Below are 26731 nucleotides of genomic sequence, written 5' to 3' on the forward strand. Positions count from 1 at the left end.
GAGGATCCCGCATTTCCAGGCGCGCGGAAAAACGCCAATGCGAGTTCATTTTCAGTTAATCCGGGATTGGTCGTGACGTCCGGACTGCTGCGGGAAGGTAGGACTCCTCTAACCATCCCCCATTGGAGACAACCCGTGAGTGAGCTGCAGAGACTACGCGACGCGTTCCGCACCGCGCTTGATCTTCCGGCGGACGCGCCCGTGGACGACCTGCGCTACCAGGACAACGAGAAGTGGGATTCGCTCGCTCACATGTCGTTGGTCGCGGCGATCGAAGATGAATTCTCGGTAATGATCGACACCGACGATGTCATCAATATGTCCAGTTTTGATGAGGCCGTGCGAATCCTTGGTAAATACGGGGTTGACGTCAAGTGAGTGTCGCCCTGGTGACCGGGGCGTCGCGGGGCATCGGACGGGCCACCGCGCACCGTCTCGCCGAGCAGGGTTACGACCTGGTTCTGCACGGGCACGGCGAAGCGGGAGTGGCCGAGGCGGCCGAGTCGCTGGCCGCCAAGTTCGGTGTGACCGCGGTCTCCGCCGCCGGTGACATCGCCGACCCGCAGACCAGCAAGGCCCTCGTGCGGCTCGCGTTCGAGACCTTCAAGCGCCTCGACGCCCTCGTGATCAATGCGGGTACGCACGCGGCCGGGATGCTCGGCATGACCAGCGACGCCACCATCGAACGGCTCTTCGCGGTGAACGCGGCCGGTGCGGCCTACACGCTGCAGAACGCGGTCCGCCTTTTGGCTCGCGCGCAGGAGGCGTCGGTCGTGCTGACCGCCTCGATCACCGGTACGCACGGTGTCGCCGGCCAGGCCGTCTACGCAGCGTCGAAGGCCGCCGTGGTCGGCCTCACCAAGTCGGCGGCCAAGGAACTCGGTCCCAAGGGCATCCGGGTCAACGCGGTCGCACCCGGCTTCATCGCCACCGACATGCTCGACACCCTGGACGAGGCCGGCCGGTCCGAGCGGATCGCCGGCACCGCCCTTGGCCGGCTCGGCACCGCTGAGGACGTCGCCGACGTGATCACCTTCCTCCTTTCCGACCAGGCCCGCTTCGTCACCGGACAGGTGATCGGAGTGGACGGGGGACTGACGCTGTGAACCTGCTGCACCCGGACGCCCGCGTCGTCGACGCCGTCACCGGCGAGTCGCTGACGCCTTCGCTGATCGACAGTTTCAGTGCGGAGCTGGCGGACCAGACCCTGGTCTTCCTGCCGATGCCCACGACGATCGAGGCGATCGCGAAATATCTCGCGGCCCTGCGGCTGCACAAGCCGGTCGTCCTGCTCGACCCGGACACCGACCACACCGAGCTGATCGCGCGGTACCAGGCCGACGAGGTGCACCCGGATCTGGCTCTGCTGCTCACCACGAGCGGATCCACCGGCAATCCGAAACTGGTCCGGCTGTCCCGCTCGGCGGTGCTCGCCAACGCCGAGCAGGTCGCCGAGTCGCTCGGCGTGACAGGTGACGACGTGGCGATCACCACGCTGCCGCTCTTCTATTCGTACGGATTGTCGGTGCTGCACTCGCACCTGCTCCGGGGCGCGACCGTGGTGCTCGAACGGAGCGGGCTCATGCAGCGGGACTTCTGGACGGCCGTGGACGCTTTCGAGGTCACGTCGCTGGCTTTCGTGCCGTACCAGTACGAGATGCTGCGGCGGCTTCGCTTCGATCCGGCCAAGCACCCGTCCGTGCGTACCCTCACGCAAGCCGGCGGCAGGCTGCGCGCCGAGCTGATCACCGAGTTCTCGGCAAAGATGGACGCCGCAGGCGGCCGGTTGTTCGTGATGTACGGACAGACCGAGGCCGCGCCGCGGATGGCCACGCTGCCGCCGGACCGGATCGCCGACAAGATCGGATCGGTCGGTCTCGCGATGCCCGGCGCCAGCTTCGCGATCGAGGACGACGAGGTCGTCTACCGCGGCCCCAACGTCATGATGGGGTACGCGGAAAGCGGCGCCGACCTGGCCGGCGGCGACCAGCTCGGTGGGGTTCTGCGCACCGGTGACCTGGGCCGGCTCGACGACGAGGGCTTCCTGTTCATCACCGGCCGGCTCAAGCGGATGGGCAAGGTGTTCGGCGTCCGGATCAACCTGGACGACGTCGAGCGCAACTTCCCGATCACCGCGGTGGCCGGCGACGACAAGCTGCACGTCTTCGCCGAGGACATCTCGGCGGACGATGCCCGTGCGCTCCGCACGAAGATCGCCGAGTGGCTCGGCACGCACTTCACCGGTGTCGACGTGCGGTCGATCGAGGCGCTGCCACTGCTGCCGAACGGCAAGACCGACTATCGGGCGCTGGAGGCGTCGTTGTGAGTGTCTTCACCCTGTCGCAGGCCGCCAAAGAGGAAGTCCTGCTGAAGGAACTTTCCTCTCTCACCGAACATCACCGGGCGAACTGCGAGCCTTACGACCGGATTCTCGCTGCCAGCGGCTTCCGTGACGCGGCGTCCGTCGCCGACCTTCCGTGGCTCCCGGTCCGTCTCTTCAAGACACTCGAGTTGAAGAGCATTCCGGACGACGAGGTCTTCAAAGTGCTGACCTCAAGCGGCACAACAGGCGACGTTAGCCGGATTTATCTGGACAAGGCGGCTGCAGCCGAACAGCAACGACGGCTCGCCGCCACCGTGCAGACCATCCTCGGCCCCAAGCGTCTCCCGATGCTGCTCGTCGACACCAAGGCGATGCTCAAGGACCGGCGCTCCTTCAGCGCCCGCGGCGCCGGCGTGCTCGGCATGTCCACTTTCGGTCGTGACCACGTCTGGGCGCTCGACGGCGAAGGCCTCGTCGACCTCGACGCGATCCGAGGCTTCCTGGCCAAGCACGGCGACCAGCCGTTCCTGATCTTCGGGTTCACCTTCCTGGTCTGGCTGCATCTTTACGAAGTGGCCCGGGACAACGGGCTCGACCTCAGCAACGGCATCCTGATCCACTCCGGCGGCTGGAAGAAGCTGATCGACCAGGCCGTCTCGCCCGACGAGTTCCGCGCACGGCTGGCCGGAGTCGGGCTGACAAACGTGCACAACTACTACGGCATGGTCGAACAAATCGGCACGATCTTCCTGGAAGGGCCTTCAGGTGGCTCGCTGTACTGCCCGGACTTCGCGGACGTGGTGGTCCGTGACCCGGAGACCTGGGCGGAGCTTCCGCCCGGCAAACCGGGCCTACTGGAAGTGGTGAGCACGCTGCCGACCTCGTACCCGGGGCACGTGCTGCTCACCGAGGACCTCGGCGTGGTGCACGGCATCGACGACGGCGACTGGCCAGGCAAGCGTTTCTCGGTGCTCGGGCGGCTGCCGCGCGCCGAGGCCCGGGGCTGTTCGGACACGTATCGGAGTGCGGCGTGAGCGTCATCTTCAGGTTCGGCGCGGAGGGTGACCTCACCGCGCCTTCGGAGGACCGGCTGGCCGTCGGCGACCCCCGGGTCGTCGACTTCCTCGGTCGTCTCGCGCGCAAGTTGCTGGCGCCGGCGGTCGCCCGCAAGCACCCCGAGCTGGGCTCGCTCGGATATTTCCTGCGCCCCGCCGAGCTGAGCCGGGCTGTCTCGCGGATGCAGCGGGACGATGCGCTGATCTTTCCCCGGGGCAACGTCTTTCATCTGCCACCGGCCAATGTGGACACAATTTTCGTGTACTCGTGGGCGCTCTCGGCGCTGGCCGGCAACCACAACGTGGTCCGGATCTCCTCGCGGTCGGCGGGGGCTGCCGAGGTCATCCTGGAAGCGCTCAACGCGGTTGCCGCGGAGGCCGACCCGATCATTGCGCGTACCCAGCGAATGGTCACCTACGGTTACGACGACGCCATCACCGGCGCGCTCAGCAAGTGGTGTGACCTGCGGGTCATCTGGGGCGGTGACGCCGCTGTGAACACGATCCGCAAACTGCCGCTGCGGCCGTCCGCGCGCGACCTGACCTTCCCGGACCGCACGTCCTGGGCGATGCTGTCGACCGCCGGCTGGCGTGCCGCCGACCCGGCCACGCGGCGCAACGCGGTGGTCGGGTTCGCCAACGACGCGTACTGGTTCGACCAGGCCGCCTGCTCCTCGCCGCGGACCGTGTTCCTGGTCGGCGGCGACGGCGACGGCGTGCGGGCCGAGTTCCTGTCGCTGCTGCTGGAGGTCGTCGACGCCCGTGGCTGGACGGTTGATCCGGCGATGGCGGTGGAGAAGCGGGTCAACGCGTACGAGCTGGCCGCCATCGGTGCGGCCGGGGCGCTGGACTTCCCGGACAACCGGGTGACCGCGCTGACGCTGACCGGGACGGATGCCGCGCCCCGACGGTGGATCGGCGCCGGAGCGTTCCCGTTCGCCGAGGCCGCGTCGCTGCTCGACCTGGTACCCGCGATGAACCGGCAGGACCAGACCGTCAGCCACTTCGGGTTCACCCCGGCCGAGCTGCGGGAGTTCGGCACCGCGCTGGGCGGCCGCGGCGTGGACCGGATCGTGCCGTTCGGGCAGGCGCTGACGTTCGGCGCCATCTGGGACGGGTACGACCTGCCCAGCGAGTTCACCCGCCTGACGGTGCTCCAGCACTGATGACGACTCTTGTGGAACGGGCGCCCACGCCCGATGTCGCGGTGAAGCGGGACCGGCGCCTCTGGGCCGTCGTGCCCTGGCTGCTGCCGGCGATCTCCGCGTTCTGGGTGCTGCACGTCAACGGCACCCCGGACAAACAAATCCTTCTGTACGCGGTCTACCTCCTGCTCGCGATCGTCGTGCCGGGCACGCTGGTGTTCCGTGCGGCGTTCGGCAGCCGGGGAAACCTGCCCGAAGACCTCGGCCTCGGCGCGGCCACCGGCCTGCTCGTCCTGCTCGCCGGCTGGGCGCTCGCCGCCGCGACCGGTCTGCAACAGCTGCTGCCGGGCTGGCCGGCCCTGGTTGTCGTGCTCTTCCTGGCGGTGCCGGGACTGCGCCGGCATTGGCGCACCGGACCTGGCGAGACTCTGCCGATCGGCTGGTCCGCCGGGATGGCCGTGGTGCTGTTCCTGGTGACGCTCTGGGGTGCGGTGGTTTTCCGTACCACCCCGGTCCCGCCGTTCACCGTGGAGATGTACCCGGACCTGTACTACCACCTCGCGCTCGTGCACGAGATGACCCGCACGATGCCGTTCCAGGTGCCGCAGCTGGCCGGCGAGGTGCTGCGCTACCACTACCTGTCGGACGCGGACATCGCGAGCGCCAGCATGATCACCGGAATCGCGCCGCACATGGTGTTCCTCCGGCTCTGGCTCCTGCCGATCGCGGCGATCGGAGTGGTGGTCTTCGCGGCTCTCGCTCGGAGCGTCAGCGGCCGTTGGTGGACCGGCCCGGTCGCTGCCATGATCGGATTCGTCGGCCAGTCGGTGACCGTCGGCAACGTCGCCAGCCCGCCCGGCATCGGGCTTCCGATCACGCTGCTCAGCCCGTCGCAGACGTACGCAATGCCGTTGATCGGTCTTTTTGTGGTTGTCGCCGTGGATGCTCTGCGCGGTCGTTCGCTGCGCTGGGGCTGGGCGTTGCTGCCGCTGCTCGCGGTGGCCTGTGCCGGCAGCAAGGCGAGCGTCCTGCCGCCGCTCGCCGCCGGTCTGCTGCTCGCCGGCGTGGTCTCGCTGCTTTTCAAGCGGAAGATCCCGTGGACCACCGTCGGTCTGCTAGCCGCTGTCGGTTTCGGCATGGTCGTCGGCCTGAAACTCTTCGCCGGCGGCGGCGCCGGCACGCTGCAACCCCAGTTCCTCGCCACGCTGCGCTGGTTCCTGCCCTATCAAGAGATCATCGGTATCCCGAACGACGTGCAGTGGGGCGGTCTGGTCCCGGACGGACTTGAGACGGCCGGCACCGCGGCCCGCTGGTTCGTGGCCTGGTCGATCATCTGGTGGGTGCTGGTTCAGTCACCACGGCTGATCGGGCTGTTCCTGCCACCCGGCATGCGCTGGCACCGGCCGAAACAGTGGGCGGACGATCCGGTCCCGTGGCTGCTCGGCGGCATCGTGGTGGCCGGCGTCCTCGGGATGTGGCTTCTCTGGCACCCGTCGGCCAGCCAGATCTACTTCTACAACGCGGTCCTTCCGATCTGCGGGGTGCTGACCGCGTGGGCGCTCGCCGATCGGGTCCGCGCCTGGTGGGTGCCGGTGGCCGGCGCGGTCGCCGGAGGGCTGTGGGAGTTCTTCGCGCCCGAGGTGACCAAGCCGGCCGAGAAGACCGCCGGTGCCTGGGCGTGGGCTATGGCCGTACCCATGCTGCGCACTGCCGCGCTCGTCGCGGTGGTCTCGCTGATCTTGGTGTTGATCTGGCGCAAGCGCGCGCTGCGAGCCCTGCCGGTCGCGATCATCGCCGCCGTCGCGGCCGCGGGTGCGGTGAGCGCGGTGAGCCGGACCGTGGAGACGCTCGCCGAACCGCCCTCGATCAAGGCGAGGGAGAACGTCGCGGTCACCGCCGCCGAGATGCGGGCCGCGCTCTGGCTCCAGAAGAACGCCGGCGAGAACGACCTGGTCGCGACGAACGTGCACTGCATGCCGATGTCTAACAAGCAGTGCAACGCCCGGGCGTTCTGGGTCGCCGGGCTCGGTGGGCATCGCACCCTGGTGGAGAGCTGGGCATACACCGACCGGACCGTCGCGGCGAACGGGGTGAACGACCTGAAGTACTTCTTCCAGCCCGCGCCCGACCCCGAGGTCTTCGCCCTGAACCAGCGTGTCTTCGCCAAGGGCGACCCGGCCGACGTGGCACGACTGCGTGACGAGTACGGCGTACGCTGGCTCTTCGCCGACACCCGGGCGAGCAAGGTGGCGATCACCGCGCTGAAGTCGTCCGCCCAGGTCGTGCACCAGCGCGAATCGGTGGTGATCTACCGGCTCGGCTGATGGTCGGGTTATCCCTACCGTCGATCGGGCGGTCCGCAGGATCGGATGAGGTGGCGCCGATGCCTAACGTCAACGGCATGACAACGACCTATGCCGGCGCCACCGCCGAACCCGCTCCCGCCCGGCGGTACCTGCGCCAGCTGGGCATCGACACGCAGTACGTTCTGCTGGGCTTTCCGCTCGGGCTGATCACCCTGGTCCTCTGCATGACCGGGTTCTTCCTCGGCATCGGCATGGTGATCATCTGGGTCGGTCTGCCGGTCCTGGTGGCCACCCTGCTGATGTCCCGGGGTTTCGCCGTCGTTGAACGCGCCCGCATCGGTCCGGTGCTGGGCCGTTCGATGACGCACCCGGTTTATCGCACCGCCCCCGGCAGCGGGTGGATGCGGCGCTCGATCGCACCGCTCGCCGACGGGCAGGCCTGGCTCGATCTGGTGCACGGGATGTTCCGGTTCATCCCGAACACGATCGGCTTCGTCTTCGTCATCACCTGGTGGGCGGTGGCGCTCGGCGGTCTCACGTACCCGCTCTGGGACTGGTCGCTGCCGCACCCGCCGGAGAATTACGAAATTCCGGAAATTTTAGGATTTGATAACACCGCCGGCACCCGGATCCTGTTCTACGTCGTGATCGGCCTGATCTTCACGGCGACGCTGTACCCGGTGGTCCGTGCCGCCGCGCTGCTCGAAGCGGCGTTCGGATACAGCCTGCTCAACGGCGTCGACCGGCTCCGCCAGCAGGTCGCCGAGGCGAACGCCGCCCGTGATGTGGCGCAGGAGCAGCGGGCCGCCGCCGTCTCCGCCGAAGCGGTCGCACTGCGCAGACTGGAACGCGACATCCACGACGGTCCGCAGCAGCGGCTGGTCCGGCTCGCGATGGATCTGGGCCGCGCCGAGCAGCAGTTCGGCACCGACCCGGAAGCCGCCCGTGCCACCGTTGCCGAAGCTCTCACCCAGACCCGGGAAACCCTCGACGAGCTGCGTGCCCTCTCCCGTGGCATCGCCCCGCCGATCCTTGTCGACCGCGGACTGCGTGCGGCGCTGACCGCCCTGGCCGGCCGCTGCACGATCCCGGTGGACCTGGACGCGCCGCCGATCGAACGGCTCGACCCGGCCATCGAGTCGACGGCGTACTTCGTGGTCGCCGAGGCGCTCACCAACGTGGCGAAGCACAGCAACGCCAGCGAGGTGCAGGTCATCGTGCAGCGCAACGCGTCGGGCCTGCTCGTCACGGTCGCCGATGACGGGGTGGGCGGCGCCAGCCTCGCGAAGGGTCACGGCCTGGCCGGTCTCGACGACCGGGTACGCGCAACCGGCGGCATCCTGTCCGTGGTGAGCGCCGCAGGCGAAGGCACGCGGCTCACGGCGGCGCTGCCGATCTGAAACCATGACCGCATGCGCGTAGTAATCGCCGACGATGCGGTCCTGCTCCGAGAAGGCCTGGTACGGCTCGTCGAAGAGAACGGCCACACCGTGGTGGCGGCCGTCGGCGACGGGCCGTCCCTGGTGGCGGCGGTCAAGCAACACCGTCCGGACGTCTCCATCGTGGACGTCCGGATGCCGCCGTCGCACACCGATGAAGGGCTGCGCGCCGCAGTGGAGGCCCGCGCGGCGATCCCCGGAAGCCCGATCCTGGTGCTCTCCCAATACGTCGAGGTCTCGTACGCCGACGATCTTCTGGCCGACCGCCGCGGGGCGGTCGGCTATCTGTTGAAGGACCGGGTGTCGCTGGTCGCCGACTTCCTCGACGCGCTGGCCCGGGTCGCCGACGGCGGCACCGTGCTCGACCCCGAGGTGGTCGGCCAGCTGCTGGTCCGGCGCCGCCGCGACGATCCGCTGCGCAGCCTCACCCCGCGCGAGCGTGAGGTGCTGAGCGCGATGGCCGAGGGCCTGTCGAACGCCGCGATCGCTCGCAAGATGGTGGTCACCGACGGAGCTGTGGAGAAGCACGTACGCAACATCTTCACGAAACTCGGCCTGCACCAGGACGAGGAACAGCACCGGCGGGTCCTGGCGGTGCTGACCTACCTGCAGACGTAGGGCTAGCACTACTCCGGACCGGGGTGTCCGCCGGATCGATCGGTAGCGCTGTTCTTCATAGCGTTCTCCCCATGGAGAACAGGGAAAACGTCAGAGGCATCGCGCCTCGTATCGCGATGTGGAGCGCCCGTCATCGGGTGCTCGCGATCCTCGGATGGATCGCCTTCGTCGCCGCCACGGTGATGCTGAGCGCACAGGTGCCCACCGAGAACGCGAACTACGCGCTGGCCGGGCACGGTGAGTCCGGCAAGGCCGACCGGATCGTCGAGGAGGCCGGGTTCCCGCCCCTGCCGGCCGGCGAGATGGTCCTGGTCCAGAACCGGACGGGCAGTGACCGGGTGACCGCTGCGGAGGAGGTCACCAGTGCGCTGAGGAAGACCCCCGGTGTCGGTGAGGTCCAGCCGCCCATCGAGTCGCCGGACGGCCGCTCGACACTTGTCACTTTCGATCTCACCGGTGACCCTTCGACCGCCAGTGAAAGGGTCGGGCCGGCACTCGACGCGGTCGCCGCGGTACAGGCCGCGCACCCGGATCTCTACGTCGCCGAGGCGGGTGACGCGAGTGGGGACAAGCTGATCGGCGACGAGCTCGAAGCCGGGCTGAACCGGCTCGGGATGCTCTCCATCCCGGTCACCCTCGGCATCCTGTTGATCGGCTTCGGCGCCGTGGTGGCCGCGCTGCTCCCGGTCGCGCTGGCGGTCATGTCGGTGGTCGCCGCGATCGGTCTCATGGCCGTTGCCAGCCGGTTCGCACCCGCCGTCGACGAGACCACCCACGTGATGCTGCTGATCGGGCTCGCGGTCGGCGTCGACTACTGCCTTTTCTACATCCGCCGGGAACGCGATGAGCGGCGTAAGGGCGCCGACCCGCACCGGGCACTCATGATCGCGGCGCAGACGTCCGGACGGTCGATCTGGGTCTCCGGGCTCACCGTGATCGTGGCGATGGCCGGCATGTTCTTCACCCAGGACGTCACGTTCGTCAGCTTCGCGGTCGGCACGATCCTGGTGGTCGCGACCGCTGTGCTCGGCTCGCTCACGGTTCTGCCGGCCATGCTGTCGGCGCTCGGCGACCGGGTCGACGCCATCAAGATCCCCGGCCTGTACCGTCGGAACAGCCAGGGCCGTTTCTGGAACGGGCTGCTCACTGTCGTACTCGCAAAGCCGTTGATCTCTGCTCTTGTCGCCGTGGCTGCGCTCGGTGTGATCGCGGCGCCGGCGCTGGACCTGAAGACGAAGGGGCAGCGGATTCAGGACGTGGCGCCGGACTCGCAGGTGGTGCAGGCTTTCATGGCGATCGGTGAAGCGTTCCCGAGCAAGACGACGCCGGCCCGGATCGTGGTCTCGGCGACGTCGGTTTCGACGCCTTCGTTCGCGGCTGCCTTAGAAGATTTCCGAAATGTCGCCCAGAACAGCGGTGGCAAGCTCGTCGAACCGATCGACGTCGACATCAACCCGGCCGGCAACGTCGCCGTCGTCGCGGTCGGCCTGACCGGCAAGGAGGAGGACGCAGCCTCGGTCGACGCGCTCAACCTGTTGCGCTCGTCCGTGGTGCCGGAGACCTTCGGGCAGGTGCCGGGTGCGACCGCGCTGGTCACCGGCAACACCGCGTCCAGCATCGATTACAGCGAACGGCTGTCGGACAGCCTGCCTTGGATCTTCACCTTCGTCCTCGGGCTGGCGTTCATCCTGCTGCTTGTTTCGTTCCGCTCGGTCGTCGTAGCGCTCACCGGAGTCGCGCTCAACCTGCTGTCGGTCGCTGCCGCGTACGGCATGCTGGTCTTCATCTTCCAGGACGGCCACTTCGAGAAGCCACTCGACTTCGTCGCCGCCGGCGCGATCACCAACTGGATGCCGCTCTTCCTCTTCGTGATCCTTTTCGGACTCTCGATGGACTACCACGTCTTCGTCGTCAGCCGGATCCGCGAGGGTGCTGATCGAGGCCTGCCGATCCGCGAGGCCGTCCGCGAAGGCATCGGCCAGACCGCAGGCGTCATCACCAGCGCCGCGGTGGTGATGGTCGCGGTGTTCTCCCTCTTCGCCACGCTCCCGCTGATCGCGACGAAGGAGCTGGGTGTAGGCCTGGCCGCGGCAGTCCTCCTCGACGCGACCCTGATCCGGGCGGTCCTGCTCCCGGCCGTGATGACCATGCTCGGCCGCGCGAACTGGTGGCTGCCCCGCGGCCTGCGCTGGCTTCCCGAGATCGCCCACGAGCCCCCGGCCGCCCCGCCGGCTCAGCCCGCCCGAGAGCTGACCCCCATCGGCTGAGCCAGCCACCCCCTTCTTGGGTACGCCCAAACGCCCGCTAGCCAGCCGCCCACTTGCGGCTGGCTAGCGCTGTTCCCGCACCCCTCCAGCACAGCTTCTGCGCCAACTTGGCGTTTTCCCTCCGCAGGCTCCCGCGCTGCCACCACGCCCAGCTCCGAAAGCCCCCGCCAGTCGAGCCCTTGCCAGTCGAGCCCCCGCCAGTCGAGCCCCCGCCGTCGAGCCCCGGAGCCGGCCATTCTCGATCTTGGAGACTTCTGGCTGCGGAGTGTCACGCGCTGTCACTATGAGGCAGGCCGGCCGGCGATGGATGGAGCATTGTGGGGCCTCCAGGCTCTGCCAATTATCAAGATCTGCGCATGATGCCCGCAGACACGACACACAGAGCGACGGACAGTTCGCCAGTGAACCGCGAACAGCCCCTCCGCAGGGCGGCTCAGCCACGCCCCCGCCCTGCGTGTTGATTTAGGGTGCGATTCGAACCCGAAGTCGACACGACCAGCCGGTTCGTCGGCGTGCGTGTCGACAATGGGTGCGGATTGAACCTCAAATCACACACTGAGCCCTAAGTCGACACACTGGGCTCCGGTCGTGCGGTCGTGCGGTCGTGCGGTCGTGCGGTCGTAGGCACCGCTCCGGCTGGCGGACGTGGCTCGGTCGCCGCGCGCCGTACGGCGGGCAGCCGGGTGGCACCTTGCGGCGGGCAACGGCGCCGCATCTTTGCTGGTAGCCGCGTTGCCGCAACGGGCCAGCAGGGCCGGCACTGACGGCCGGCCGGCACTGACAGCCGGGCGGCCGGGCGGCCGGGCAGCCGGCCGGGCGGACCGGTCGTGGGCGGCAGCGGGCAACAAGCTGCTTGTGCTCGGGGTCGCTACTTCGGGACCAACCCGACCGTAATCGCGAGCAGGCGGTGAGTGGCTTGTGCGCGGGGTCGCCGCTTCGGGATCGGCGCGACCGCGAGCGCGAGCCGACGATGCTCGGCGATGGTGGGCGTGAGCCGCCGCCGGGGAGGGCGGCGGGTCGCGCCGGGGGGAGTTCCGCAGGTGTTGGGAGGCCACGTGAGCCTGGCGTTGGGCGTACGAAATCAGTCTGTTTCTGGGGAGCCTTTTGCTTTTTGGGCTTTGCGCCAGCGGCGGGCGGCTGCGGCTGCTGCGCGGCGTTGGCGGCGGCGTTGGCGTGCGGCCCGGAGGTCGCGGCTGATCAGGCGGTATGCGGTACGGGAGACCGTGAGGAACTTGCCGGCCCAGGTGGCGCGGTAGATCTGGATCTCCCAGTCCATCTTGCTGAGCCAGCGGTCGCGGGACGCGATGATGTCCTCGGTCCACTCGGTCATGTGGAGCAGGTGGCTCGTCTGGTATCGCTGGCGCCAGAGGGCCTCGGTGAGTTCGCGATATCCGACGACGTCGACCGGGACCGTGCCGGGCTGTACGGACAGCAGGTTCAGCTTGTGGTCGTGTTGCTCGGCGGGGCGCAGGCCGAGCTCGGCGGAGTCGATCGAGACCTGGAGGTCCACGGCGGTGCGCAGCTCCGGTTCGGTGACGCCGCGGCCGGCCATGCCGAGCAGGATCGTGGTGAGGTCCATGGCGCTGGACGTGATCGGCCACGGGTGCGGACGGGCGCCGGTGATCAGCCGGACCGCGAACTGCCAGAGGGATCTGACCAGGGCGGTTTCGACAGGTACCGGGCTGGTGGGCTCCCAGCGGACCGCGAGGACGACAGGGCCGTCCCGAGTGATCAGTACATCGGAGACGTCGGCGACCGCTACCGGGCCGTGCAGGAAGCCATCGCGGGCCTGTTCGCGGACCCAGCTGTCGAACTGCATGATCTCCTGGCGGAGACGGCGCACGTCGTTGGCGGCGCAGAGTTCCAGCAGGCGATCTTCGAGCAGGTAACCGTCGGCCGCGGCGACCGAGGGGACGCCGGTGCGGCGAAGGCCGGCGCGTTCGAGGGGTTCCTCGATCGGTACGAGAAGTTCCGGCTCACTGTCCACGTTGACGCCGTACGTGAAGGTGCCGTGCACATCCCCGACAATTACGTCGTGCGGTATAAATCCGGACTTGTCGGCGGCGGACGCGATCACCAGCCAGCCACCCGCTACCGCGTCCTCGGCACCCGCCCGCAGAGCCCGCGCCGCCAGCTTGCGCGGATCACTGAGCACCGGCCGGCCACGGTACGCCGAAGTAAAAGCCTGCGCGACCACACTCCCGAGCCAAGGCCGCAGCGTCGACGTGGTGTCACCGAGAACCCGCTCACCGAGCAGAACAGCGGGTTCGGCCGGATCGGGGAAAGCCGCGTACGAAGCGTCGATCACCAAACCGCCATCGGCGAGCCGGGCGACCAGTTCGGCACGCGACGACGGGCGTCCGGCGTCCAGCTCGTCGCTGGGGTACCAGTCGGCGTCGGAGCCGTACCGGCCCTCGGGCCCGAGGGCAACCGTGTGGTGCACACCGAAGTGGTTGTCGTGCATCACCAGCAGCACGCCGTCCGCGCCGACCGCGAGCGAGAGCCGGTCCAGCATCGAGCCGACCGGCAGCTGGTCACCCTCGGCCGAGTTCAGCCGGGTGACGCCGTCGGCGGCCACGACCAGGTCGTACTGGTCCGGCGCGAGTTTGCCGAGCGCTCCCGCGAGCACGGTGACCGACGGGTGGGCAGCGGCGGACTCCTCGGCGTCCGGTAGCGAACGCAGCAGCCAGGTCACCTCGGCGCCGGTGCCGACCAACTCGTTGATCAGCTCGTCCGAGTGCGGGCCGGCGACCAGCACGGTGCGACCGGGCCCCGCCAACGTGCTGAACAGGTAGCGGAACAGCCCGCCGGACGGCAGCGTGGCCTTCCGATCCGTCCAGGCGAACATCTCGCCGCCGATGCGGTGCAGGTTGTCCAGTGGCGGAGCGGCAACAGCCTCAGCCAGGTCAACCGGATCAGCCGCGACAAGGGCGGGTACGAGAGCGACCGGACGTTCCGGCATCACGCGTGCCTCTCCGTGGCGCGGGGACGCCACTTGATGTCGGCGAGGGCGGAGGTTTCGCCTCGCCATTCGTCATCCTGATTTTCAAAACGCCAGCCGAGCAGGGCACGAAGCTCAGCCGGGGAGGCCAGCTCGTCGGCGCCCAGTTGCTCGCGGGCGAGGCGGTGACAGGCTTCGTAGTCGGTCTGCTCGCCGTACAGCTCCGGCCACTGCCGGTGCAGCCGGGGCTCGCCGCCGAACATCGGGTCGGCGTTGTCGAGCACCATCGGGTCGCCGTAGACGGCCACCTCACGACCGGCCAGCGCGCCGTACCAGATGGCGCTGCACAGCCTGTTGGAGATGACCCGCTTGTGCCGGCGGATCTCGTTGAGCTGGCCCATCAGGAAGTCGCGGTTGTGGTCGCGCCACCAGAAGCCCCGGTATCCGTGGCAGATCACCCGGAAGCCGGCCTTCTGATAGAGACGGCGGACCGAACGCATCTTGTACTCGTTCCAGTACAGGCATGCGGTGATCGGCCCGGTCTCGACGGCTTTGACCTCGTCGATGAGTCGCTGGTGGTCACCGATGATCTGCTGACCCTCCCAGCCGTGGAAGGGGTAGAAGATGGTGCCCTCGCCTTCGCTGCCTTCAGGCTCGGGTTCCATCTCCAGCAGATAGGCGAAGGGCGCGCCGACGACGACCACGTCGCGGCGTCCCTGTGACCAGGAACGGCGGCGGGTCTCTTCGGACCAGACCAGCACCCGGCTGCCGCTGACGTACGGCGTACCCGGTGCGAGCCCGTCCCCGATGTTCCAGCCGTGCTGGAGATATCCCCTGATGCGCGGCGGATGCAGCGGGTCGGGGAGCTGACAGTATCGGGCGAGGATGTGCGCGTGCCCGTAGTGATAATTGGCGTGATGCATTCCTTTTCCCGTCCCCCGTACGTTGCCGGTCCATTGCCACGGCGCTTCGGACGAGCGATGGTCGATCAACGTGCGAAGCCGCACGCTATCAGTCGCCACGCTGTCCGATTTATCGCAATTGACGGTTGAATACGACCGGTTTGGCGCGATTTCTCGCCGCCGTTCACGCCGTGTCAGGCAGCAGTCGACCGGCTCGTCACCGCTGAAACACCGGCTCGACGCCCAGAATTCAAATGAACTGTGTCAGAGGCAATTTTGGAAGCCCGATCACCGGCTCTTCAAGATCCTCGCCTACAGTGGACATTCATAGCGCCGGGATCGGACGAAAGGTCCCTCGCGCCCGGATACCGGCCGGGGAGGACGCCGCCACGTCCCCCCGGCCGCCTGGGCTAACGTGATCGGTGATGGATCTTGCACGCATCGGAGCAGTGGCGGCTGGAGGCGTTCTGGGCGCCTTGGCCCGCTTCGCTATTTCATCCGCTTGGTCCGGTTCGCACTGGGCAACGTGGCTCATCAACGTCACGGGCTGTTTTCTGATCGGCGTCCTGTACACCCTGATCGACCGAAAAATCGTCAGATTGTTCCTGGGCACCGGTTTCCTCGGCGGCTACACGACGTTCTCCACGGCCGCGGTCGACACTCTGCACGCCGGTTTGCCGTACCTGGCCGCCACCCTGATCGGCTCCCTGCTGGCAGTCTGGGCAGGCAGCAGCTTGGCGGAGCATGTGGCGGGGCCTTCGAAGGGCGCACGCCGATGACACTCCTGATGGTGGCCCTCGGCGCAGCGATCGGCGCACCCCTGCGCTACATCACCGGGCTGCTGTTCCCTGAACCCTGGGGCACGCTGACGGTAAACGTCGTGGGATCGCTCATCCTGGGCGTGGTGCTCGGCCTGCCACTGTCACCGTCGCTGGTAACGCTCCTCGGCACCGGCTTCTGCGGCGCGATCACCACGTACTCCACGTTCAGCTGGGAAACCCTCGCGATGGCCCGCCGAGGCGAACGGGCGGCAGCTTTCCGTTACGTCACCCTCAGCGTCTCACTGGGCCTGGGTGCCGCCTGGCTAGCCCAAACCCTCACCCAACATTACGCGTGACCGAGGCCGGCCAACCGCAGCCGGCGCGCCCCCGAGGCCCGAGGCAACTGACGGGCCCGGCCCGGCGCGTCCCGCCGCCGGCCCCGGCCCGCGAGACCTCATCCACCCGGCTCCCACGGTGCTTTAGGAGGTCATTGAGATGTTCTGGAGGGTTACGCCGTGGGCCTGTTCGATCAGGAGTGGGGACCAGGAGTTGCCGGTTCCGGTGCCTGTCAGCCGGCAGTCTCTGACCACTGAATCCCGATATTCCAGGACCGTCACCTTGCCGTCGATCTCGCTGCGGCCCCAGCCGGCGATGCGTACCGCGTAGAGCGGCCCCGACCACTCGACATCCACATCAGCGATCTCGATGCGGGCGCCGATGTCCGGTGACGACACGAAGCGGTCCGTGTTGTCGCCGGGTAGGAGCCGGAAACCCATCTCGACGTCGGTCAGCGAGGCGCCGGACACCCGTACGTCGTGGACCGAGCTCAAGTAGAAGCCCTCGATCGCCCCTGACACCCGCAGGCCGGCAACGTCGAGGCGGTGCGGGTGAAATGTCGGGCCGACCAGCGAGGCGACGTCGGCTCCGACGGCACCCCAGTGCACGGCCAGGCCGGTGAACCCGCCCCGGACGGTCACATCCCGGATCACCACGTCGCTGACGGCGCCCATCACGCCGATCGCGTTGGCGGTGCGCAGGTTGCCGTGGTCGACCTGGACCCGGCGTACGTCCACGCCGGAGATCCACGTGGGTTCGGCGGCATAGAGGTACTCGCCGATGGTGAGGCCGGTGCCGCGGTCGCCGCCGTGTTCGCCCGGGTCGGACGGTGCCGGCTGGAGCCCGATGTCGCTGATCGAGACGTCGGAGCCGAGCACATGAAGGACCGGAGCGCCGGTGCGTTCAGTGACGACAAGCCAGGTGCCGATTTCTGAGGCGCCTCGCACGGTCCAGCCGCCCGGCACCCGCAGGCCGTCAGCGATCTCATGCCGGCCGGGCGGCAGCTCCAATTTGCCCGCGGGAGAACCAGAAAGCAGATCTTGGAGCATCCGATGGTTCGAGACCGGATCAGTGCCCAGCACCGGGCGCAATGTCATCGCAGCCGCCAGGCGAGTGTCGGCTGCGCCTGGACAGCACCGAGAAGCACCGGCGTCTCGATCGGCCCCGGCAAACGGATCTCGTCCCCGGACACTTCGATGCTGATCGGCGTACCGGTCAGCACATCAGCGGCCAGCACGCCGGAAAGTGGCCCGGGCCGGGCCGGCATCGCGCGGTACGCGACCCGGCGCGCCGCCCGAGCAACCTTGAAAGCGGCACGCGCCGGCCGACGGCGGGTGAAACGGTTACGCGGGGTCAGCGGCAGCGGCGGAGCAGCCGGCACCGCCTGGGTGGACAGCCGCTGCGACAGTGCCGCGCCGGGCTGCAGAACGGCGAAGTCGCAACCGGTCGACCCGGCCGAGACGGTGGCCGGCGCGGGGACGGACGTGGCGCACACCGCGATGCTGTTGAACCTCAGGCCCACCACCGGACGGATGGAGAGCCGCCCGGCTGCCCAGGCCGGCGGCGGCGTCTCGCCCAGCTCGACCATGAGCAGGCCATCGCCGTCGAGTTCGCCTTCGGCCAGGTCGAACGAGAGGGTCGCCTCGGCGCTCGCCGCACCGCGCCAGCCCTGCCGGCGGGCCAGCACGACGCTGCCCCGGATCCGGCCCTGGGCACGCAGGACCACCAGGCGAGGCAGTTCCGGAGTCGTCCGCGACGGGCGGACCCGGTCGGCCCACCAGCGGGTGCTGACCTCGTCGAGCCCGATCGAGACGGTTACGCGTACCGGGCCGCCGGTGCCGGCGACCTTGACCGCGACCGCGCCGAAGTCCCCGGTGATCCGGCCGATGATGCCCCGGCCGCGGACCATCTGGTCGACGATCGTCAGCGACGGGTGCATGCCGGTGGTGAGCTCCATCGGGAGCGCGGCGGGAACCGACGGCTCGTCGAAGTCGGTACGGAACCAGACCCCGACACTCATAGCGGTGTCCGGGTCAGCATCGGCTCGCGACGCGTCCACAGCCGTTCGACCGTTTCGAAGAGCGGGTCGGCGTCGCTCTCGATGTGCCGGAACGTCGCGCGTACCGCCTTGAGCAGGGTGTTCGCCGGCCAGACCTCCCACTGCGGCACGTGTGGGGTGACCACGTCGGCGCCGCTGCGGTAGAGCCAGAGCCAGAGCCGGGCCCGGCGTACCTGCTCCTCGGTGACGAGCGAGGCGCCGTCGTGCAGGGCCTTGATGTTCTCGTCGAGGGTCTTGAAGTACGCGTCGGTCGAGTCGACGACCGTCGACAGCCCGCAGGAACTCCACTCCGACCAGCCGGCCTGAATGACCGGGATTCCGTACGCCGGAAGCTCGTTGCTGACGCTGCCCCGGACGGTGACACCCAGGTCGGTGAGGCTCCACAGCGCGTTCTTGCTGATCGCGGCGCTCGGCTTGAAGACCAGGTGGCGAGAGGAACGGTGCTGCTTGGCGAGGTTGCCGAAGAAGCCGCTGGAGTCGTAGAGCGCCTGACTCGGGTGATCCAGGAAGAGCCACTGGGCGTCGTCGCGCGAAGCGGCCCAGGCAGCCGTGTCGGTGAACCAGTCGGCGAGGCTCGGGAAGAGCTCCCGGTTGGTGCCGAGCGCATCCGAGACGGCGTGGTTGAAGACCGCGACGATCGGCTTGGCCGGATCGAACCCGAACCGGGCCGCCGTGTGGGTACGCAGAACCGCCCGCTCAGCCGGGTTGTTCAGGTCGACCGAAGCGGCCGCCCCGCCCCGCCACCAGCTCGGCCGGCCCAGATTCACCTTGGCACGCCACGCGATCAGCTCGGTCGACCGGCGCAGCTCCTCGCGGCGCGGCCACAGCTTCGTCTCGAACACCTCGCCGATCTGCCGGGTCAGCTCCTCACGGAACGTGCCGGTGTGCGTGTCGTGCTCGGGGAAGAGGGCGTACGCCTTCAGGCAACCGGTCTGCTGGGTGTGCACGACCGGGACACCCGAGCGGCGGGCCACCTCGACGGCAAGACCCCACTGGTCGTAGTCGACGTGGCTGGTGACCAGCGCGACGACGTTCCGCTGGAACTGTTCCTCGTAGAACGCGGCGAGGCTGTCCCCGTACCGTTGCCGATCTGTTGGCGGCTGCTCCCGCAGTCGCGGCAGTTTCGCGAGTCGCGCGTCGGTCGCGGCCACGTAATCCGAGGTGTCGAACGTGGGCTTGCGATCCGAACGACGGACCAGATCCCAGACGTCGATCGTCTCATCCGCGCCGTAGGCAGCGGCCAGCTCACGGACCATCGCGACGTCGAAGCCCTGCCACAGCGTCTTGTGCCAGGCGTCCTCGACACCGGTGAAGACGACGAGACGGCAAGGCCGGATCCGCCTGATCGCGTTCGCCACCGCGAGGTTGCGCAGGGTGACCCGCAGATCCTGGTGGAATGCCTCGACCAGGATGACCGCGTCGTCCTCGGCCGGCGACAGGTTCTTCTGCCAGAAGACTTCCGCTGCTGTGAGGAAGTGTTTCCACTCCTGCTTGTTAGCCGTCAGCCACACGTCAGACCAGATCCCAGGTGAGCGGTGTTCCCTTGGCGGCGTCCGACTGGAAGACGCGTCCGAGCACGGTACCGATGGCGTCCGGTTCGAGACCACCGGTCGGCCGGATGGACCGGACGTTCTCCGCGGTGACCGGCTCGCCCGCGACCACGTCCTTGACGACGTAGAGCGAACGACGGAACCGCAGGCCCTCCTTCTCGGCGTCGGTCGGGCCGATGCTCGTGGTGCCGAGCGACTGCCAGGCCCGTTCCGATTCCACCACGAGCGAGGCGAGTTCGGCGGGTTCGAGGGAGAACGCCGAGTCCACGCCGCCGTCGGACCGGCTCAGCGTGACGTGTTTCTCGATCAGGACGGCGCCGAACGCGACGGCCGCGATCGGTACGCCGATGCCAAGCGTGTGGTCGCTCAGTCCGATCGGCAGCTGGAGCGCCTCGGCCAGCACCGGGATGCGGCGCAGGTTGGTGAACTCCGGCGGGGTCGGGTAGGAAGCCGTGCAGCTCAGCACCGTGATGTCGGTGGCGCCGGCGCCCTTGGCCGCGTCGACCGCGGAGGTGATCTCGCGGAGGTTCGCCATGCCGGTGGAGATGATGATCGGCTTGCCGGTCGAGGCGGCGAGGCGGATCAGCGGCAGGTCGGTGATCTCCGAGGACGCGATCTTGTACATCGGCGCGTCCAGCTTCTCCAGCAGGTCGACCGCTGTCGGGTCGAACGGGCTGGAGAAGGCCGCGATCCCACGCTCACGAGCGCGGTCGAAGATCGGCCCGTGCCAGTCCCAAGGGGTGTGCGCGCGGGTGTAGAGGTCGTAGAGGTACTCGCCGCCCCAGAGCTCGTGCCCTTTCGACAGCTGGAACCGCGGGTGCTTCACGTCCACGGTCAGGGTGTCCGCGGTGTACGTCTGGATCTTGATGGCGTCGGCCCCAGCGTCAGCGGCGGCATCCACCAGCTGCAATGCCCGATCGAGCGAACCGTTGTGGTTGCCCGACATCTCCGCGACGATGTACGGCTTCGAATTGCTCATTTCGCTCTCTCTGTCCAGACGACCGTCTTCGGCACCCCGTCGACGATCCGTTCGTATCTGCGCGTCTCCCGGAAGCCGAAGCGCCGGTGCAGCGCGAGCACCTGCTTGTTCTCCGCGAGCGTTTCGCCACCGAGGGTTGTCAGGCCCAGGGTGCCGAACGCGTACTCGACGGCTTCCTTCTCCAGGCGCATCCAGGCCGGAAGAAGGCGGGATCCGAGCCCTTCGACGTCGAGGTAGAACGACCAGGTGGTCCCGTTGAAGATCACTACTCCGGCGGGCACGTCGTTCTCGTCGACGTAGATCAGGACGTTGCCGCTGCGGGCCGCCCACCAGGCGGCGTGCTCGGCGGGCTGAATCTCGTGGGTGGTGAGGCTGACCGCTCGCACCGATGGGTGGTTGCGCCAGCCCAGCACGAGGTCACGGTCGGAGTCACGGGCGGGACGTAGCACGCCGTCAACGTAGGGATGTGGTTTGGACCCGCTGTGGCGCGGAGGGGAGGTCCGGGGAAACCACAGGTGTCCGTTCGGTGGATCGGCGCCGCAGACCCGCTACGCGGTAACCCGTTCGCAGTGCGGAGTACATCGCGTAGCTGTTGATCGCGACCAGCCGGTGCTTGATTCCGGGGGTACCGGCCGGTGGCTGATAGCCCTCGGGGCGGTGCCGCCGGTAGAGCCCGGCGATCTTCCGGAAGAACTGGCGGCGGCGGCGCGGGTGCACCCGGGAGTCGTTTCCGGCGACCACCAGCAGGTGGCTGATCATCAAGGTGAACAACCGGATTCGCAGTGCCGGGTCGACGCCTGTCGCGTCGAGCCACGCGTGGAGCCGGTCCCACTGCTCGAAGGCCTCGAAGTGCCGTTCACTGCGGGTGGCGGTGATCGCTCCGAACCGGCCGACCCGGTAGTGGTAACAGACCCGGTCGAGGACCTCGACACGCTCGGCGGCGAGCAGCACCGGGTTGCTGAACGGAACGTCCTCGTACCACCCGGCGGGGAAGCGCAGGTCGTGCTTGGTGAGGAAGTCGCGCCGCATGATCCGGTTCCATGCGGTGTGCTGCACGGCGAGCAGCCGGTCCAGGGTGACGGTGCCGCGCAGCATCGGCGAACTCGCGTCCGTCTGTAGGCGACCGTTCTCGTGGACCCGCAGGTGGTCGATGAGCAGCACGTCGGGCTCGGTGGCGCGGAGCTTGTCCAGCACCGCCCGGATCGAGCCGGAGGGCAGCCAGTCGTCGCTGTCCACGAACCACACGTACTTGCCGCGGGCCTCGACCAGACCGGCGTTGCGGGCCAGACCGAGGCCCACGTTGCTGGTGAGGTGAACAACGCGTAGGTCACCGTGGCGTGTGGCGTACCCGTCCAGCATCAGTCCGCACGAGTCGGGGGAGGCGTCGTCGACAGCGATCACCTCGACCTGCGCGTTCTCCTCGGCCGTCAGGCCGGCGCGAATCGACTCCAGACACTGGTACAGGTAGCCCTCGACCGCGTAGACCGGGACTACGACGGTCAGCAGAACGTCCATGTGGCCAAATTTCGACCCCGGACGTGAAGAGCAGGGTAACCAGACCTTTCAGGGATCTACGTCACAGGCAATTCTGGCGGTCCAAACGGGTAACAGCCGTTACCCGCCGCGTCATTCTCCGAACAGCAGGTCCTGCATCGCGTCGGCGGTAAGGGGCTCGGCGAAGAAGTAGCCCTGTCCGAGTTCGCAGTTGCCATCGGTCAGCTCGCTCAGCTGTCCGGCGTCCTCGATGCCCTCGGCGATCGTGGAAAGCTGCAGCGCCTGGCCCAGCTGGATGATCCCGTGGGTGAGCGCTGCCGCGGCCGGCACGTCGCCGACATCGTCGACGAACGACTTGTCGATCTTGATGATGTCCACCGGGAAACGCCGCAGGTACGCGAGCGACGAGTACCCGGTGCCGAAGTCGTCGATCGCCAGCCGGACACCGAGCGCCTTGATCGCGTGCAGCCGGTTCAGGGTCTCCGGCCGGTGGTCCACGATCAACGACTCGGTCAGCTCGATCACCAGGCAGTGCGGTGGCAGGCCGCTCTCGTCGAGTGCCGACTGCACCACGTCCGGCAGGTCGGCGCGTTCCAGCTGCACCGCGGAGAGGTTCACGCTGACGGTCAGTGGCGCGGCGTCGGCGGGTCGGCGCGCGTTCCACCCGGATGCCTGACGGCACGCCTCGCGCAGCACCCATTCGCCGATCGGCACGATCATGCCGGTCTCCTCGGCGAGCGGGATGAAGTCCAGCGGCGGGATCATCCCGCGCTCCGGGTGCAGCCAGCGGACCAGCGCCTCCAAACCGGAGATCTCACCGGTGCGCAGTCGCACAATCGGCTGGAACCGCAGCTGGAACTCGTGCCGCAGTACGGCCCGGCGCAGGTCGGCCTCCATCTCCAGGTGCTTCTGGAACGACGCCCGCATCTCCGGGTCGAAGACCGTGTACTGGTCCTTGCCCTGCTTCTTCGCCTCGAACATGGCGAGGTCGGCGCGGACCAGCAGCTCCTGGGCGTCCTCCTCGCCGGTTGTTCCGTACGCGACGCCGACGCTGCACGTCACGTACATCTCCCGGCCGTCGAGGTCGAACGGGTCCCGCATCGACGCGACGATCCGCCGGGCCACGGGCACTGCCGCCTCCACGCCGCTGACGTCCGGTAGCAGCACGGCGAACTCGTCGCCGCCGAGCCGGGCGGCGGTGTCGTCGGTGCGCAGGCACTCGCGGATCCGGTCGGCGACCGCGGCCAGCAGCCGGTCTCCGGCATTCGGCCCGAGCGAGTCGTTGATGACCTTGAACCGGTCCAGGTCGATCAGCAGCGCCGCCGCACCTCCGGCGCGAGACGTGACAAGAGCGTTTTCGGTACGCGTCATGAACAGCGAACGGCTCGCCATCCCGGTCAGCGCGTCGTGGAACGCGGCGTTCATCTCGCGCAGCGTCCGGGCGTCGGTGATCGCGAGACTGACGTGCTCGGCGAACGCCTTCAGGATGTCCTGGGACGCCTTGTCCCACTCCCGGATCCTGGTGTACGACCCGACGAACATCGCGCCGACGACCACGCCGTTCTCGTGCACCGGCAGAGCCATCACGCTCTTGAGCTGGGCACGGACAATCTCGGGTACGGCAATCGGCGAGTTTGCGTAGTCGTCGACAGCGACCAGCTCGTCGCCCATGATCGCGAGCCCGGCGGCGCCGAGAGCGGCGACCGGCACCCGCTGCATGCGGATCACGGCATCGTCCGGCACCCCGTGCGAGGCGACCAGACTGGTCTTGCTCAGGTCGTCGGCGTCGAGCACGGTGAGCCCGGCCATCTCGACGTCCATCAGCTCGGCGGCCGACTCGGTGATCATTTCGAGGAGCCGGGGGAGCGGCTCGCGCCGGGCGATCGCCCGCTGCACGGTGCTGAGCTCGTCGAAGAGGCGCTGGCGGCGCTGGAGCGAGTCGATCAGCCGGCCGTTCTCGGCTGCCTGCAGCCGCTCCGCCTCGACCAGCTGGAGTGCCTGAAGGCTCAGTTCGAGCACCTGTGCCATGCCGCGAAGCAGGCAGATCTCCTCGATCGTGAAGCCGGCGGCCCGCCGGCCCAGCACCAGCGCACCGGGCGAGTAACCGCTGATCGGGGCGTGAGCCACCGTGTATGAGTCGTCGCCGATCTCCAGCGTCACACGTCGGCCGGCGGCGATCTCGCCGATGGCGTACGCGGGAACGGCATCGGCGGGCAGCCCGACGACCGCAGCAACGCCCCCGTCGACCATCAGAACCGCGAGGTCGGCGCCGAGCGCGCGAACCGCGCACTCCACGGCGGCGTGCTGCGCCGCGGTCTCGTCCGGCCGATCCGCCACGACGGTGAGGAACTCCGTCAGTTGCTCTGTCGCTAGCACGTGGTTGCAGTCGGCGGTGGTGATGCCCACCTGAGGAAAAGTTGCGATTCACGTGCCAACCTGGTCACGAACGGTCAGTGAACGGCTACCCCCAGTTGCGTGGATGAGGCTGGTGCGACTGAATGGAAGCCGTGGGCACGCCTGAGGATGATCCGCCGCACGTGCTGGCCTCCGGTCGCATCGGCGCGGCCTCCGTATCCTTCTTCGGTCTGGCGGCCGCTGCGCCGGTGGTCACCCTGATCACTCTGGTCCCGGTCGCCCTCGCGGCGGGCTCCGGCGCGCTCGTACCTCTCTCTTTCGTCGCCCTTGCCGTGGTGCTGCTGCTCTTCTGCGGCGGGTACGCGGCGATGGCTCGCCGGTCGCCGAGCGCCGGTGCCGCGTACGCACAGGTTGCTCGCGGTCTGGGCCGCCCCGCGGGCTTGACCACCGCCTGGCTCGCGGTGACCGGCTATCAGGCGATCCAGTTCGGTCTGTACGCGCTGGCCGGCGCCGCCGTCACGCCACTGGCACAGAGCTGGGCCGGTGTGACGGTCCCGTGGTGGGCCGGAGCGGCCGGGTGCTGGGTACTTGTGGCGCTGTTCGGGACCATGCGCATCGAGGTGGCTGCCGGAGTGATCGGCCTGCTCGCGGTCGGCGAGGCCGCGGTTCTGGCCGGGATGGGCGCGAGCAACCTGCTCCAGCCGTTCGGCGGGCGGATCACCCTGGACTCGATCCGCGTGGACGATCCCGGTCTGATCGACCGCCCGGTGCTCGGGCTTCTGCTCGCGGCAGGTGTGCTGGCGTTCGCCGGTTTCGAGAGCACCGGGAATTACGCCGAGGAGTCACTGCGGCCGCAGCGCACCGCCGGGCTTGGTGGGTACGGGGCCGCGGTGCTCGTCGCGCTGCTGCTCGGCGGCCTCTCCTGGACGATGATCGTGGCGGCCGGACCCTCCCGGATCGGCGCGGTGGCCGACGCCCGCGGCTCCGAGCTGCTCTTCGACCTGGCCGACGAGCGGTTGCTGCCGTGGGCCGTGACGCTGGGCCGGCTGATCCTGGTCACCAGCGTGCTGGCCGGCGTGCTGGCACTGCATCACGCCCTGGCGCGCCACCTGTACGCGCTGGGCCGGGACGGCGTGCTGCCCGGTGTGCTGGCCGGCACCGGTCGGCGTACCGGGGCTCCACGGGCCGCCTCCCTGACCCAGTCTCTGATCGCGGGAGCCGCGCTGGCCGGTGCGTATGTGGCCGGCGCCGATCCGGGGCCGGTGACCGCGCGCTGGATGATCCTCGGCGGTGCGCTCAGCATCCTGCTCCTGCTCCTGGCGGCGTCGCTGGCGGCGCTGCTCCACCTCAACCGGGTGCCGGGTGACGAGGGCGCCTGGACCCGTTTTATTTCGCCCCTTCTGTCCACTGTGTCCCTTGGAAGCCTCGTTTACCTGGCGTTTCGCGACCTACCCCAGATCCTCGGGCTGCCGGCCGGCTATCCCCTGGTCCGGGCGGTGCCGGCGGCGATCGGAGCAGTCGTGCTGGTCGGGCTCGTGCATGCGGCGGTGATCAGGTGGCGGTGGCCGATCCGATACGCGGGGATCGGCCTGGGCGGAACCGCAGTGGTGGTGACGCCAGAGAAAGTAAAAGAGGAGTCGCCAGAAATCCGGATCCCCCAGCAACGGGATCCCGGCGTTCATCGCCCCGAACGGGCGGCTAACCGAAGAAGTCCTGGACCTGGGTGAGTGTCAGATAACCCTGATGTTCCAGCTCACGAGGGATGCTGGGCAGCGATTTCGCGGTGATCGGCACGTCGTCCGGGTTCGCCGGCGGCGCTGACGGCTCCGGGGTCGGCGGCAGATCGGGCAGGGCCATCGCCTCACGGATCACCGCGAACATCGTCCGGATCTCGGTGGTGGCGCGGCGGGCCAGCTCGTCCGGGCCGGCGCCTGCTGGTGGCAGTTCACAGGTGAAGTTCGCCCGCAGAAGGTCGTCGACCCGGCGGATGTCGGCGCTGGGCCGCAGGTGGTCGAGCCGGCCCTCGGTGACGATGCCGAGTTCGCACCCGGCCAGCCCGGAAACCTGCCACCACTGCTGCCAGTTCGGATCCGCGTCGAGGGTCTGCGCCGCGTGCTGGAGGGCGACCAGGTAATGCCACGGGGCCTGGCCGTCCCGAGTTGCCGTCCCCAGCCGTGGGTGGAGCCAGAACTCGTCCATGT

At 68.6% G+C, this 26731-nt stretch carries 22 protein-coding genes; 12 read left to right on the top strand and 10 right to left on the bottom strand.

Annotation, left to right across the window (positions count from 1 at the left end):
• Positions 1-135: 135 nt before the first annotated feature.
• From ACQP2E_RS01860 to ACQP2E_RS01900, 9 genes are all read left to right on the top strand, one after another.
• Positions 136-378 carry an acyl carrier protein gene (locus ACQP2E_RS01860; RefSeq protein ID WP_111652070.1) on the top strand — a complete coding sequence of 81 codons (243 nt, stop codon included), beginning with the start codon at positions 136-138 and terminating at the stop codon, positions 376-378.
• The gene (locus ACQP2E_RS01865; protein WP_433828159.1) at positions 375-1106 is read left to right on the top strand and encodes an SDR family NAD(P)-dependent oxidoreductase; all 732 of its coding nucleotides are present in this window, start codon (positions 375-377) and stop codon (positions 1104-1106) included. Before ACQP2E_RS01860 ends, ACQP2E_RS01865 begins: the two co-directional genes overlap by 4 nt.
• On the top strand, positions 1103-2326 hold the full coding sequence (locus ACQP2E_RS01870; protein ID WP_433828160.1) for an AMP-binding protein: 1224 nt from the start codon (positions 1103-1105) through the stop codon (positions 2324-2326). Before ACQP2E_RS01865 ends, ACQP2E_RS01870 begins: the two co-directional genes overlap by 4 nt.
• On the top strand, positions 2323-3357 hold the full coding sequence (locus ACQP2E_RS01875; protein WP_433828161.1) for an acyl-protein synthetase: 1035 nt from the start codon (positions 2323-2325) through the stop codon (positions 3355-3357). Before ACQP2E_RS01870 ends, ACQP2E_RS01875 begins: the two co-directional genes overlap by 4 nt.
• The gene (locus ACQP2E_RS01880) at positions 3354-4544 is read left to right on the top strand and encodes an acyl-CoA reductase (RefSeq protein WP_433828162.1); all 1191 of its coding nucleotides are present in this window, start codon (positions 3354-3356) and stop codon (positions 4542-4544) included. The genes ACQP2E_RS01875 and ACQP2E_RS01880 overlap by 4 nt, the downstream gene beginning before the upstream one ends.
• Positions 4544-6847 carry a hypothetical protein gene (locus tag ACQP2E_RS01885; RefSeq protein WP_433828163.1) on the top strand — a complete coding sequence of 768 codons (2304 nt, stop codon included), beginning with the start codon at positions 4544-4546 and terminating at the stop codon, positions 6845-6847. The genes ACQP2E_RS01880 and ACQP2E_RS01885 overlap by 1 nt, the downstream gene beginning before the upstream one ends.
• A gap of 77 nt (positions 6848-6924) precedes the next feature.
• Positions 6925-8229 carry a sensor histidine kinase gene (locus tag ACQP2E_RS01890; protein ID WP_433828164.1) on the top strand — a complete coding sequence of 435 codons (1305 nt, stop codon included), beginning with the start codon at positions 6925-6927 and terminating at the stop codon, positions 8227-8229.
• A 12-nt stretch (positions 8230-8241) separates the two neighbouring features.
• Positions 8242-8886, top strand: coding sequence for a response regulator (locus ACQP2E_RS01895; RefSeq protein ID WP_433828165.1), 645 nt, complete (start codon positions 8242-8244; stop codon positions 8884-8886).
• A gap of 71 nt (positions 8887-8957) precedes the next feature.
• A complete protein-coding gene (locus ACQP2E_RS01900) occupies positions 8958-11153 on the top strand; it encodes an MMPL family transporter (RefSeq protein ID WP_433828166.1) in 2196 nt (731 codons plus the stop codon).
• A gap of 1081 nt (positions 11154-12234) precedes the next feature.
• Here ACQP2E_RS01900 and ACQP2E_RS01905 read toward each other — a convergent pair.
• Both ACQP2E_RS01905 and ACQP2E_RS01910 read right to left on the bottom strand, forming a co-directional pair.
• The gene (locus tag ACQP2E_RS01905; RefSeq protein ID WP_433828167.1) at positions 12235-14115 is read right to left on the bottom strand and encodes a hypothetical protein; all 1881 of its coding nucleotides are present in this window, start codon (positions 14113-14115) and stop codon (positions 12235-12237) included.
• A complete protein-coding gene (locus ACQP2E_RS01910; protein ID WP_433828168.1) occupies positions 14115-15017 on the bottom strand; it encodes a hypothetical protein in 903 nt (300 codons plus the stop codon). The genes ACQP2E_RS01905 and ACQP2E_RS01910 overlap by 1 nt, the downstream gene beginning before the upstream one ends.
• A gap of 404 nt (positions 15018-15421) precedes the next feature.
• On the opposite strand from ACQP2E_RS01910, the gene ACQP2E_RS01915 reads away from it, so the two are divergent.
• Entirely contained in the window at positions 15422-15775 is a 354-nt protein-coding gene (locus ACQP2E_RS01915) for a fluoride efflux transporter FluC (RefSeq protein ID WP_433828169.1), read from the top strand.
• Positions 15772-16113, top strand: coding sequence for a fluoride efflux transporter FluC (locus ACQP2E_RS01920; protein WP_433828170.1), 342 nt, complete (start codon positions 15772-15774; stop codon positions 16111-16113). The genes ACQP2E_RS01915 and ACQP2E_RS01920 overlap by 4 nt, the downstream gene beginning before the upstream one ends.
• A 123-nt stretch (positions 16114-16236) precedes the next feature.
• On the opposite strand, the gene ACQP2E_RS01925 is transcribed toward ACQP2E_RS01920, so the two are convergent.
• The 7 genes from ACQP2E_RS01925 to ACQP2E_RS01955 form a co-directional block, all read right to left on the bottom strand.
• Positions 16237-17190 carry a hypothetical protein gene (locus ACQP2E_RS01925; RefSeq protein ID WP_433828171.1) on the bottom strand — a complete coding sequence of 318 codons (954 nt, stop codon included), beginning with the start codon at positions 17188-17190 and terminating at the stop codon, positions 16237-16239.
• Complete coding sequence (locus ACQP2E_RS01930) at positions 17187-18113, bottom strand: hypothetical protein (RefSeq protein ID WP_433828172.1); 927 nt, start codon at positions 18111-18113, stop codon at positions 17187-17189. The genes ACQP2E_RS01925 and ACQP2E_RS01930 overlap by 4 nt, the downstream gene beginning before the upstream one ends.
• A complete protein-coding gene (locus ACQP2E_RS01935) occupies positions 18110-19663 on the bottom strand; it encodes a hypothetical protein (RefSeq protein ID WP_433828173.1) in 1554 nt (517 codons plus the stop codon). Before ACQP2E_RS01935 ends, ACQP2E_RS01930 begins: the two co-directional genes overlap by 4 nt.
• Position 19664: 1 nt before the next feature.
• Positions 19665-20681, bottom strand: coding sequence for a pseudaminic acid synthase (pseI, locus tag ACQP2E_RS01940; protein WP_433828174.1), 1017 nt, complete (start codon positions 20679-20681; stop codon positions 19665-19667).
• Positions 20678-21130: a GNAT family N-acetyltransferase gene (locus ACQP2E_RS01945; protein WP_433828175.1), complete on the bottom strand. Its 453-nt coding sequence runs from the start codon at positions 21128-21130 to the stop codon at positions 20678-20680. The genes pseI and ACQP2E_RS01945 overlap by 4 nt, the downstream gene beginning before the upstream one ends.
• Positions 21131-21134: 4 nt before the next feature.
• Positions 21135-22196: a glycosyltransferase family 2 protein gene (locus tag ACQP2E_RS01950; protein ID WP_433828176.1), complete on the bottom strand. Its 1062-nt coding sequence runs from the start codon at positions 22194-22196 to the stop codon at positions 21135-21137.
• 111 nt (positions 22197-22307) lie between these two features.
• Positions 22308-24581 carry a putative bifunctional diguanylate cyclase/phosphodiesterase gene (locus ACQP2E_RS01955; RefSeq protein WP_433828177.1) on the bottom strand — a complete coding sequence of 758 codons (2274 nt, stop codon included), beginning with the start codon at positions 24579-24581 and terminating at the stop codon, positions 22308-22310.
• Positions 24582-24682: 101 nt separating this feature from the next.
• On the opposite strand from ACQP2E_RS01955, the gene ACQP2E_RS01960 reads away from it, so the two are divergent.
• Positions 24683-26257 carry an APC family permease gene (locus ACQP2E_RS01960; RefSeq protein WP_433828178.1) on the top strand — a complete coding sequence of 525 codons (1575 nt, stop codon included), beginning with the start codon at positions 24683-24685 and terminating at the stop codon, positions 26255-26257.
• On the opposite strand, the gene ACQP2E_RS01965 is transcribed toward ACQP2E_RS01960, so the two are convergent.
• The gene (locus tag ACQP2E_RS01965) at positions 26229-26729 is read right to left on the bottom strand and encodes a hypothetical protein (protein WP_433828179.1); all 501 of its coding nucleotides are present in this window, start codon (positions 26727-26729) and stop codon (positions 26229-26231) included. The two genes, ACQP2E_RS01960 and ACQP2E_RS01965, sit on opposite strands and share 29 nt — an antisense overlap.
• Positions 26730-26731: the final 2 nt, after the last annotated feature.

It is taken from the genome of Actinoplanes sp. CA-015351 (genome assembly GCF_050955685.1).
In the GTDB taxonomy this organism is placed as follows: domain Bacteria; phylum Actinomycetota; class Actinomycetes; order Mycobacteriales; family Micromonosporaceae; genus Actinoplanes.